13 protein-coding genes are annotated in these 11,529 nt (G+C 30.2%); 3 read left to right on the forward strand and 10 right to left on the reverse strand.

The features are described 5' to 3' along the window. Positions 1-117 precede the first annotated feature (117 nt). Together CWO92_RS21080 and CWO92_RS21085 are read left to right on the forward strand one after the other, a co-directional pair. Positions 118-372, forward strand: coding sequence for a hypothetical protein (locus tag CWO92_RS21080; RefSeq protein ID WP_101356178.1), 255 nt, complete (start codon positions 118-120; stop codon positions 370-372). A gap of 432 nt (positions 373-804) precedes the next feature. After that, the gene (locus tag CWO92_RS21085; RefSeq protein ID WP_101356179.1) at positions 805-1,425 is read left to right on the forward strand and encodes a hypothetical protein; all 621 of its coding nucleotides are present in this window, start codon (positions 805-807) and stop codon (positions 1,423-1,425) included. 176 nt (positions 1,426-1,601) lie between these two features. Here CWO92_RS21085 and CWO92_RS21090 read toward each other — a convergent pair whose 3' ends face one another. The 6 genes from CWO92_RS21090 to CWO92_RS21110 all read right to left on the reverse strand — a co-directional run bounded on the left by CWO92_RS21090 (position 1,602) and on the right by CWO92_RS21110 (position 4,890). Beyond that, on the reverse strand, positions 1,602-2,225 hold the full coding sequence (locus tag CWO92_RS21090; RefSeq protein WP_101356180.1) for a recombinase family protein: 624 nt from the start codon (positions 2,223-2,225) through the stop codon (positions 1,602-1,604). A 52-nt stretch (positions 2,226-2,277) separates the two neighbouring features. Continuing rightward, the gene (locus CWO92_RS21095) at positions 2,278-2,538 is read right to left on the reverse strand and encodes a hypothetical protein (protein WP_101356181.1); all 261 of its coding nucleotides are present in this window, start codon (positions 2,536-2,538) and stop codon (positions 2,278-2,280) included. 53 nt (positions 2,539-2,591) lie between these two features. Further along, on the reverse strand, positions 2,592-3,557 hold the full coding sequence (locus CWO92_RS21100) for a DUF3895 domain-containing protein (protein WP_235851649.1): 966 nt from the start codon (positions 3,555-3,557) through the stop codon (positions 2,592-2,594). Positions 3,558-3,634: 77 nt separating this feature from the next. Beyond that, the gene (locus tag CWO92_RS26370) at positions 3,635-3,757 is read right to left on the reverse strand and encodes a hypothetical protein (RefSeq protein ID WP_268877610.1); all 123 of its coding nucleotides are present in this window, start codon (positions 3,755-3,757) and stop codon (positions 3,635-3,637) included. Between the two features lie 150 nt (positions 3,758-3,907). Beyond that, complete coding sequence (locus tag CWO92_RS21105) at positions 3,908-4,273, reverse strand: hypothetical protein (RefSeq protein ID WP_101356183.1); 366 nt, start codon at positions 4,271-4,273, stop codon at positions 3,908-3,910. A 272-nt stretch (positions 4,274-4,545) separates the two neighbouring features. Beyond that, positions 4,546-4,890 (reverse strand): hypothetical protein, encoded by a 345-nt coding sequence (locus CWO92_RS21110; protein ID WP_101356184.1) that lies wholly within the window; start codon positions 4,888-4,890, stop codon positions 4,546-4,548. Between the two features lie 727 nt (positions 4,891-5,617). Between CWO92_RS21110 and CWO92_RS26375 the strand changes: the two genes are divergently transcribed. Continuing rightward, a complete protein-coding gene (locus tag CWO92_RS26375) occupies positions 5,618-5,743 on the forward strand; it encodes a hypothetical protein (RefSeq protein WP_268877611.1) in 126 nt (41 codons plus the stop codon). Positions 5,744-6,001: 258 nt separating this feature from the next. Here CWO92_RS26375 and CWO92_RS26160 read toward each other — a convergent pair whose 3' ends face one another. The 4 genes from CWO92_RS26160 to CWO92_RS21135 all read right to left on the reverse strand — a co-directional run bounded on the left by CWO92_RS26160 (position 6,002) and on the right by CWO92_RS21135 (position 11,502). Then, complete coding sequence (locus CWO92_RS26160) at positions 6,002-6,862, reverse strand: hypothetical protein (RefSeq protein WP_233269733.1); 861 nt, start codon at positions 6,860-6,862, stop codon at positions 6,002-6,004. Between the two features lie 62 nt (positions 6,863-6,924). After that, positions 6,925-8,958 carry a DNA topoisomerase gene (locus CWO92_RS21125; RefSeq protein WP_101356185.1) on the reverse strand — a complete coding sequence of 678 codons (2,034 nt, stop codon included), beginning with the start codon at positions 8,956-8,958 and terminating at the stop codon, positions 6,925-6,927. Positions 8,959-9,056: 98 nt separating this feature from the next. Next, on the reverse strand, positions 9,057-10,073 hold the full coding sequence (locus CWO92_RS21130) for a DUF3991 domain-containing protein (RefSeq protein WP_101356186.1): 1,017 nt from the start codon (positions 10,071-10,073) through the stop codon (positions 9,057-9,059). Positions 10,074-10,128: 55 nt separating this feature from the next. Then, the gene (locus CWO92_RS21135; RefSeq protein ID WP_101356187.1) at positions 10,129-11,502 is read right to left on the reverse strand and encodes a coiled-coil domain-containing protein; all 1,374 of its coding nucleotides are present in this window, start codon (positions 11,500-11,502) and stop codon (positions 10,129-10,131) included. Positions 11,503-11,529: the final 27 nt, after the last annotated feature.

Here is an 11,529-nt window from a genome sequence, read left to right on the forward strand (position 1 = left end):
CCTTTGTACGGTATATTGTAAGAATCAAATTGTTTGATTTTGATTAAATGAGATATCTTTAGTGGATTAAGACTTATAATCAATCTTAGGAAAATTGAACAGTTAGGAGGGGATTATTTGTTTTATGTTGGCATCCTGCTATTAATTTGGCTTGCTATTGGATTTATTTTAGGAATAAAAGTTGTGTTTGTGGACCAATTATTAAAGGAAAACGAGGACCTTGAATCTTTTAAACAACAAACGAATTCAGAAGAAAGACAGCTTTTAGAATTAATGATTAAAAACAAGTGGGTAGTAATTGCAATACTTACTTTATCTGGAGGATATGGCCTATTTCAACATATAAAAACCAATTTTACCAAGAACAAATAAGAATGATGAAATTTTAAAGAAAAAAGGTTTAATCAAAAACTCTCTCTTTTCTCCTTATACTGCAACCAAATTAAAAACCGTTATTTTGAAAAATATTGACCAAAATGACGGTTTTTTGATTATGTTTCATTTTTCAAAGTAACGCTTGGAACTAAGGCACCCTAATATATATTCACAGTATTATTTTTTAGCCTTTCCTTTTTTTCGGACTGGAAGTCCATTTTTTTTACTTGCATTAATACCAATTTTAGCTATTTTTTTTGCCTCTGCTTTTGTCACTATTTACCCCTCCACGAACTGTTCTGAATTTATTCTATTTATCGCCAATTTCTAATTTTTTTATACATATTTGTTTATTAAGAACATAATCTATTAAAAAAGACTTGGGACAGAAGGACACTGACTTATAGATTTCATGGAGGGAACTACAAAATGTTGAGCGTGAGAAAGACTAGATCTGATAAAAAGGTAACTATTAAACCCACAATTACAATAAATCTCAAAGAAACAATCTGTAGAATATCTTATATAACCGATACCCCTATTAAAGATGTCGCCGAATTTATCTGTGAAGCTGGTATATACTCTAAGCAGGTAATCGATGTCTTGTCTGAGAATTTTAGGAGAACATACCAATTTAATAATACGGTTTATTTCGGAAACTTAGAGAGACCGTCTTTACAGAGACAAAAATTTAGCGAATCTACTGATAGAGTAACAATCCGATTCAAGCAAGAAACAAATGAATTAATAAAAAGACTTGCCTATTCCTTAGATGTAACTTCATCCAAAGCTACTGCTCTATTATTAGAATACGGTTTAAAAAATCCCATCATAATTAATCAATATTTAAAAAAATATTTAAGGGAAAATATGCCCCCAGGTAAAATTAAAGAATTAAAAAAGATTATAAAATTTATTAACGCTAACAATCCATATGAAGACGATTTTTCATGGTCTGAAATAATTTCATATATATATGAAGAAATTAAAACCGGAACTATTTCAATGGCTGCTGCAATAACCCAATTTATTGATAAACATAAAAAGTAAAAAAGGAGTATCTTACTCTTTACTTGTAAAATAACTCCCTTCTCTCCATATACAACAGCAATGAAAAACCGCCTCATTCTATTTTAAAAGAGCGAGGCGGTCACCGTTGAATTAATGTGTTTTCACTCTCATTAGAAATATACCAACTAATCCTAACTACAAATATTTATATCATATCAATCTCTTTTTACATTGTGTAATTCTAATTCTCTTTTAATACTATATATTGTATTCCTAGATACACCTACTCGTTTATGAATATTTTGTATGGATTCATTAGCATTTAATAGGCGGACAATTTCATCATAAATGATTTTATTTTTTCCTGTGGCTCCGGCATGATACTGTTTTTTTCCACCCTTATATATGCCTTTGGATTTTGCTATTTCGATTCCTTCACGTTGAGCTGTACGAATACGTTTTCTCTCTTCTTCCACCATCCATGATAATAATGAAAGCACGATGTCTGATACTAGCTGTCCAATACCTTCTAGCTCCTTATATTTACGTGTATCAAGAATTGGCATATTTAAAACAACGATATCTATTTCATCGTCAATTAAACTCTTCCATTCAACCATAATATCGTTTTTATTCCTGCCAAATCTGCTGAGATCATGGATTACTAGTACATCACCAAATCGCATTTTAGAACGCATTTCCTTGTATCCATCACGTGAAAAATCTTTTCCAGATTGTTTATCAGTGTAGATTCTCTCGCATCCATATTCCTCTAATTCTTTTAGCTGACGTTCTAGATTTTGATCAGCAGAACTTACTCTAGCATATCCAAATATCATTTTTACCAATCCTTCTACATGTCTCTTAATTATTTTTACATGTGCCTTTTTTCTATGTTAAACTAGCTTCAGTACCTGAACTACAGAGATTATATTGTTTATACAATTCTTCTCTCATTATTCGCTTGGCCGTGGATAATGTTCCAGGTACTGCCTTCATTTTTGTATAACCACATTCATCTAAGCTACACACAAGCATTGTAATCCCTAACTCATTATTATTTTCTTCATTAGTAATATGCCATTTTTTATCCTTCAGAGAAAAAAAACAAAATCTTTCTAATATACCAGTTCCGCATATAGGACAGTTCATGATACTCACCTTTCTTTTTTTTATATCACTTTCAAAACATAAAATATTTCAATTCATATATTGTATATCCTATCGTCAGTACCTAAAATTTCTCTATTTTTTATTATTCCTTGATCTACTAGTGAGTCTAAATACTGACAAACTCGTACAAAGATTTTAGGCTTTCCAGTAATGTATCGAACTGAGAAAACTTGTTCATGTTTTATAAGTAATTCACAAATCACCCTTGCACTTGATATTCCTTCTTGGACAAATTGAAATATTTGATCCTCTAGGGTTAATCCTAAATTTATTTGCACATTATTATTATCTAATGTAGTTGCAACTTCATGAATCGAATCATCTATTCCAAAATCAAATGAAATTTGATCATTCTCTTGTCTTTCTAGACTTTTCTCAACATTAGAAGGAACTATATCTATTAATCTTTGAGGCTGGTTGACGAACAATCGTATTTCCTTTTTCAATAGTTCAATCTGTCTGTCCAATAATGGAATATCATTATCAATATATTGTTTTATACCTTCAGATAATTTAAATTCATTAGGTAAATAAGGAACAACCTCGCTTAACGACCAATTTTCACTAATTTTAACTAACAGTTCATCCAATTCATAATCAATAGTGTGGAACCCTTTTAAAATATCTTTTATGATGGTTGAAGATATATTGGTATGTTCTTCAAAATGATCAATTCCAAATCGTCTTTTTTCATTTGTAGTCTTGTGTCTTACAATATATTGATACCTTAACGGCCGGCCACACTCACAACGTGTTTCCGGATTCACAAATCCATTATCAATATAATCATCTAGAATCCATTCATCTAAAAGTTGTTCTATCTCTTCATTGGTAGTCTGGCCAGGTAAAACAATCCCCTTATCTTTGGCCATAATATTAGCAAAAATAGTTTTCTTACCTCTTTTGACATGATGAATTAGAAAATCTCTTTGTTCGTCGGTAAGGGGTAATGACTCTAATAAACGCTCTCTTTCTCTAGCTCCTAACTGATACCTCACGAACAGTTCCCCCTTTATGTAGAAGATAATCATATATATTGTTCATCTGCGTAGTTTCTTCGTATTATGACATAAGATTACTCGTAATTTATCCATTCTCCAAAAGGATTTTCAAGGTTTATTTCATCATAGCAACTTTCACAAACCGTAGGATAAGGATCATTCTCGTTTGTTTCATTACCGCAAAATTCACACTTCATTTTTCATTTCTCCTTTCTTTGTCTAGAATTTTTCAACTGAATTAACTCCATGTAATGTTCGGAATGTTCATTAAATTATTGGCGTTTCGATAACTAGAGTGAATGTATCGGGATACTGTAACCCTCCAAATAACGCACTAATAAAAATAGTCATATAGGTTTTCTCCTTGTGATGAAACGTTTACTCTTCAGAATATCTGGATATTTCTCGTGATTGGCGTGACAACCAAATAAACAAATATGAGTATCGTCATAAAAAACTACACATATCCTAATATCAATTTCGATATCATCCCCTCCTTGACCAAATCCTTTCATAGTTTCACTTATATAAACCTCAATATTTTGATACCGATTTTTTTCTAACTCATAATATTTTTTTACTTTTTTTAAAAACTCACCATGATGATTTGTTAATTCTGAAAGTTTATTGAAATCAATTTCAAATTTAGGGCTAATTTCTGAATCAGTTTTAGTCACAATACCCTTAAACTTTTCATAATTTTTGCCATTCATTGAAATCCTCCCGCACAAAATTTTCTTAAGTAACTTTACATTTTGAAATATAAAAAAATTTCAACCTTACTTTAGATATTGCACTAATTTTATAACCTTAATTTTTTATTAATCATTGAACAACCCTATTTGAACATTTCTATATATTAATTTTACTAGTTTCTCTTCTGTTTGTACAGGGTGTACCCTGATTGAACAAAAATATTTTATGCGATAATTAAAAAACCAAGGGAGCAAAATATCCCTTGGTTTAATTAACTTAATTTTAGTAATTATCTATAATTATTATCTTGAATTTTAGTGGATATATCACTAAATTCCTCCAATATAAAGCTAGTCCAATCAATAGCCATTTGCAATGCTTCTTTTCTATCTTTTATGGGTTCATTAATCTCTACACCCAACATTTCTCTAATTTCACGATTATCCATTCCGAAATTTCTTATGTTGGCACGTTGTAGTTTTATATTATCCTCAATTTCTACTTCAAAAATAAAAGCACTATCATCTATCATATTTAATATCTTAATATCCGCGGCAGCACGACCGTTATATCTAAAACGATAAATCTCTACTCCATATAGAATATCTCCACTATTAGCGTAATTAAAAATCACAACAACATCCTCCTTAACTTATATTCATTTAATATATCGATTTATAAAATTGATAATATAGGTTATATATGGATATTTTTAATTTCGTAATGTTTAGTGATAATAAAGTTATTGAATTTTGTTTTAAAAGATAGGAGCCTTGCAATATTTTATTGCAGAAAGGCTCCTTAAAGTTGTTTAATTTCTATTCATATAAATGTGTTTACATTAAAAAAATGAATAATAAAGTTGTTTAATTCTTCTTCAACTAAAGCACCCGATGGTTTAAGAACGTGTTTTCACAAAATTGCAATAAATTCTATCGAATGACCATCTGTATCATCAAAATAGATAGATACAGTAGGCATAAAAGGAAATACTAATGACTCTTCGGAACTCTCTCCGAAAAAGTTGTAGTCTCAACAGTTACAAAATAAAGACCTTTTTTCTAAATTAAAACAAGGTCTTTATTTCACGGGTTACTACATTATGTAAGCGTTTTCATGTCAATATAAATAAAAAATTGACAAAAAAACACAATATCTGCTATACTTAGGAGTGGGAGTGTACAGATGTAGCCACTTTGTCACTCTTTGATACTTTTGTTTCCTCGCAGTTACAAGAATATCATAAGAACATAGAAAAAAGCAAATGGAAAATGCTTTTTAAGATAGAACATCAAGAAAATGTGACATAAGTTCTACATACCGTATGCCTCCTAAATCTGAAAAACCGGAGGAAACGGACTATGACAACAGTCAGAGAACACATCCGTTCTGCACACCCTGTAAAAGGGCATTTTCGTGCAGGTAGATGGATTAATTCTTACATGATGCCTGAGTGTATTATCCCAACGCATCAACGTAGAGTTTAATCTATATAAGAAAAAACCGACCAATTTATATTGTGTCGGTTTTCTTATTCTTTGAGATTATTTGTTTGCTATTTATATAGAATCCGAGCTACAATCTTTACCAAAAATCCTTATTGTACTATCCTGCCCCTTTAGTGGAAGAAGGATTTTTAAACAACTATATTATTTTTTAAATGACCTTATTGTAAATTAAACAACTTTATTATCTCTGCACACGTAAGAGATTGCAAATTTCAAAAAAATCCCTAATATATCATTTTAGGGATTAATCTCTTGTATAAAATACGAAGTAGTTTGCGCAGAATTATTATCTACATTATCAAATAAATCAAAATTATTTCTCATGATTTCCATAAATTCAGCTTCAGAAATAAATACAGGTTCTAATGTACCTTTATCTAAATCCTTTGTATAAGAATTTATCTCAAATTGTAATGAGTACTTGAAGTCTTTTATCAAAGGGATATTAGGATCAAACCTTACTATTTTTTCTTTATCAACAGAACATCTAAACAGTTCATATAAATAACATTGCTTGCCAGTAATAAGATTAGTTACTTGATCTTTTAATTCTTCTGATTCAAATAACTTTTCATTTCCATCATCATCAATAACTTTAAATAATACATTAATACTCATAGCCCCAATAAGTTCCTCTTTATAAGAAAATGATTTACTAGGTAAAAACAAATAATCATAACCTAATCTATATTTTTTCATTTTTTTATCTTTAATTAATGTATTATCTGTATCTACTTTAATTTCTTCTAATAATAGATTGCTTTGATTTTCTTGCATAGACTTAGTAGGTTCATAAAAATAACTGTCTGTATTTACAATAAGCTCTATTTTATTTTTAGCGAATAAAGTCAATGTGTCTGTAAAATCAATCATGTTTGTAATTTTCAAAGGGTAGTATCCATAATAATAAGTTTTTTGCTTAATTTTACTGCATAAAAATATACTCCAAACAGGTTCCTCTTCAGTAAATCTCACAATATAACCATAAATATCTACGTCAAATTCTTCTTTTTCAATTAAGATGGATTTTACAAATGCTTCAAGAGATTCATTATGATCTATCAAAATGTTCCTCTTTTTCTTTTGTCGTTTGTTCATAAATAAGCTCCCTTCTTTTAATTAAGTAATACCTCTTTATAAAATAAAAAAATGAGTAGAATTTATTTTGCAAATTCTACCCATCCTTTTTCTTTATTGAAGATGACATTTTTACTATATGGATTCCCTGCTTTACTCTTAAGCTTAACACTGATTACTTTGCCAGAAAGTAATTTATTGGCTTCCTTTTTAGTAATTGTTTTCTTTCCAAGTTTCTCTAATCCATTTTTCCAAAGGCTTACTTTACAGCCTTCACTATATCCAGAGCAATAGTATGATTTAGTATTTTCGTACATTTCTTTACCGCATTTCGGACATAAAGCAATAACTTCCTTCGTTGGTACAGATACCTTTTTTGTATGACTTCTTATTTCACTGGATATCGTTTTAATTAAACCTTCCAATTCATTATAGAAAACCTGTTTATTGATTTCCCCACGTTCAATTTCAGAAAGCAAGGTTTCAAAGAATGCAGTTAGTTTAACACTATATAAGGAAAATGAATCTGGCATCATACCAATAATTTCTCGACCTAATGGTGTTGAAATTAAGTTATTCCCTTTTTTCTCAATATATCCTCTTTTTACTAATGTTTCTATAATGGATGCCCTGGTTGCAACTGTCCCAATTCCCTCTACTGACTTCAATAATTTCCTATCTTCAGCATCATCTAAGAATTTTCCAGCATGTTTCATATCATGTAGTAAGGTTGCTTCTGTATAACGTTTTGGTGGTTTAGTTTCTTTTTCGACTATAAAATACTCACCCACATCTCTTAATCCTATATTTTTTAGGGTACTCTCTTGAAGTTCATCCCCAATCAATAATCTCCATCCTAATTCAATAAGTGCTGTTTCCTTTGCTTGAAATTTGTATTCTCCATCATTAAATATCGCTGTTACTTCTTCCTTAATTGCCGGTGGATAGAAAGCAGCAATAAATCTTGTAAAAATAACTTCATATAAAGTTTTTTCATCTCCACTTATATTTTCAGCAACCTTTGATGTAATAATAATTGCTTCATGATCAGTAACTTTCTCAGGATTCACAAAGGATTTTTCTATATCATAACCGTTGTCAATAATTGTTTTGACCCATTCATGTGATGAATGTTTCTGAAGTAACTGTGGTAATTCCGAATCATTCGCAATATACTGCGATGAGGTACGAGGATAAGTTACATATTTTTTTTCATATAGTTTTTGAGTAATGTTTAATGTTTTATCTGCACTCCATTTATATTTTTCATTCATAAACTTTTGTAATTCAGTCAAATCAAATAACTTTTCGGGTTTTTCTTTTTTATTTTGAGTTGAGACATTGAGATTGGTTCTATTCCCTAATAAATTCTTAATGTATTCTGCTTGCTGTTTTGTAAGATAGTTATCTTTATCTAAGACTAGTTCAAATTTTGAACCATACTTATCCTTGGCGCATATAGAATAATGAACTGTCTTCGAAAAGTTTTCGATTTGTTTGTCCCTGTTTACAACCATTGATAATGTTGGAGTTTGAACACGACCGAAACTTAGAACATTAGAACTTCCACTTAATCTAGTTACCAGCTGCGTTGCATTAAGTCCTACTAATAGATCGGATTCTTCTCTTAACTTTCCGGCTAGGGCTAAACCCTCATACATCTTTCCATCTTTCGAATTCTTAAACGCTTTGTTTATACCCTCATTAGTCATATCTTGAATCCACAATCGTTTTAATGGCTTTTTTACTCCACTAAGCTCATATATCTTTCTAAAAATGTGTTCTCCTTCTCTTCCTGCATCCGTAGCTATATAAATTATGGATGCTTCTTTCATGAGTTTGACTATCGTGTTATACTGCTTTTTGATTCCTGGATCATCAATTACTTTTAAAGGAATATCTTGAATAAAAAACGGAAGGCTCGAAATATCACCCTTCCATCCCCACTCACGGTTAATTTCCTCCGGCATAACGCAACTTACTAAATGCCCGAAAGCATACGTATAAATTTTCCCATCTTTTCCTTCACAATATCCTTCTTTACTCTCATAACCTTTTGATATAGCTGTTGCTAACTCTCTTGCCACATATGGTTTTTCACAAACAAACAATTCCATAAAAAATACCTCATTTCTTAGTTTTATTATTAATAAAAAAAGGATCCTTTTTAAATATAAAAATAGACCCTCAATACGCTTCATTTATCACTGAGAATTTAACCCAACATCTTACAACTTAATTCTGATTCATGTTTTTTTTTAAAAGAACGAATACTTTTTAATTCATTATTCCAATCCCATTTTACTTCCCCTTTAGGAAGATAAGGTATATCGGTCTTAATATCCACCAAGTTCTTATCTATTCTCTTATATTGATATGATTCCATTTTCTTTATAAAATCCAATCCTGCAGCATCATTATCAACACATAGTTTTATAGAAGAAATATCCCTGTTATATTCCTTTAATTCTTCTCTTACCCTTTTAATAGTTGCAAGAACAGTTTGTTGTTTTAGTCCATCCATACTTATTAATTTGCAATTACGTAACTCATGCCTCTTTAAAGATAAATAACTCAATAGATCAATGGGTGATTCGAAGAAATATAAATTTTCTGGATATCCCTTACTGATATTGAAACCGTTAAAAGTAGCTTCTTTTGTTGTAGGTAGTACATGTTTAAAATAAGGGCGGTCTGGTCTAATTCTTTTTTCTTCAGGAATAATAACTGTACCTTGTAAATTGGCACCTATTATTTCACCTTTTTCTTTCCATTTAAACACTACATTTTTATAAATATCTTCAACTATATAATCAGCTTGAATAAGTTGATTCACTATTTCTTCATCAATTTTTCTATCCTTAATTAAGTAATGTCGTATATTTTCAGTCGTTTTAACTTCTTTGACCTTATAATCGAATGTTAAGGGATATACAGGTTCCTTCCTTTCATGTTTATTAATTTTATATTGACCTATATCTTCATTAATTTTTAAAACTGCATTTTGAAAAGTCATATCGTACATATTCATTAGATAAGTAACAGCATTTCCGGATACACCTTGACTATTCCAGGAAAAGAAGTTCTTTCGATCATTTACCACTAGACTATCGTGGTCTCTGTGTCGATAATAACCGTTCCCTTCACTTTTTAAAGGTTCTCCAATCGATTGAAGATAGTCAACAATAGATACGTTATTTGCAATTTTTACTTTATCCTCATCTACGTACATCTGTTACAAACTCCTTTCAAAATGGAAAAGAGATACATAAAAATTATGCATCTCTTTAATTAAAATATTTACTTTTGCTATCTACTATAACGGACCAAATATGATTTACTAATTCAGTAAAAGGTGAGTAAGAATCGTACATATATTTACTTGCAATTATTATAAGACAAAGTATTATTAACCTTTTAAACACACTTAACTTCTTATTATGGAATTTGTATTGTTGCATTTCCTTTCGAAATCTTTTTTCTTTCCGAGCCAAGGCAGCCTTTTCTTTCTCCCTTTTTATGCGCTCCTTATTTAACATTTTTTCTTGTTCCAACTTATCTTTTTGTAGTTCAGCTATAAAGTCAATCTTAGCTTTTTCTATTTGTAATTTGATATTTTGCCTTTCTCTTTTAGCCTCTAAATTAGAATTAATATGGTTTCGAATTAATTTTGCAAACCGTATCATGCCGGATGTAACATTTTCTAAATGTAGCTTTCGTTTATCTAAAGTAGCAGAACCTTCAAGATTTGGTAATTCGGGTGACACATTGACCTCAGAAATTATGTTTGCTTCAACATCTCTTTTCTTTTGTAAATCTATTTTTTTTGTTTTATATAAAATCTCATTTTTACTATCTTCTACTTTAAGTAATTGGGCTTGACGTTCAGCTTCCTTTCTTTTTTCCTCCAATTCAGTAAGTTCTGCTTGACGTTCAGCTTCTTTCTTTTTAAGCTCACGACGAATTAGTTCAAGTTGATATGTAGCTTCATTGGCTGCTTCTTCTAACTCTTTTAATCTGGCTTCATGCTGCTCTTTCTTCCTTTTATCTTCTTCCCTTTTTTGTTCCGCAATTTCCTCTGCCTTTTTCTTTTTATTTTCTAATTCACTTAGCCTTTCAAGACGTTCCTTTTCTTTAGCTTTTTCTTCTTTTTCCTTTAATGCTAATTTCTGCTCAATATCAATCATCTCTTGATGTAAAGCATCCATTGTTTTTTGAAATTCTTCTTCTCTTAATTGGCTCTCCTTCTCTTGAGCTTTAATGTTCTGCAGTATACTACGTTTTTCAATTTCAAGCTTTTCTAATTCACCTTTTTGTTCTCTATCTTTTTCTTCAATACTAAAGATCTCTTTTTCTAGTATTTCTCCATTTTCAATTTTATATATAAAATCGACCACAGATTTAGGAGCACTTGCATTATTTTTAATCTCAGAATAGAGATTATCAAACTCTTGATTTATGGTAATGTTCGAATTAAATAATGTATCACCATTTACCGCATCTAAAATTCGATATTTTATTTTTATTATCTTGCCAGTCGTTTTGTATTTTTGAGCAAATTCATTTAATGACTGATTAGCCACTGTAAACTTCAATGGTTTCTCTAATTCAATTTGGAAATCATCTGCCCCAATTACTCTTTTGAATAGAATTAGAAACAAAAGAATCACCCCCTACCATTTACCAAA

Source organism: Heyndrickxia camelliae (assembly GCF_002844575.1).
Taxonomy (GTDB): domain Bacteria; phylum Bacillota; class Bacilli; order Bacillales; family Bacillaceae_C; genus Margalitia; species Margalitia camelliae.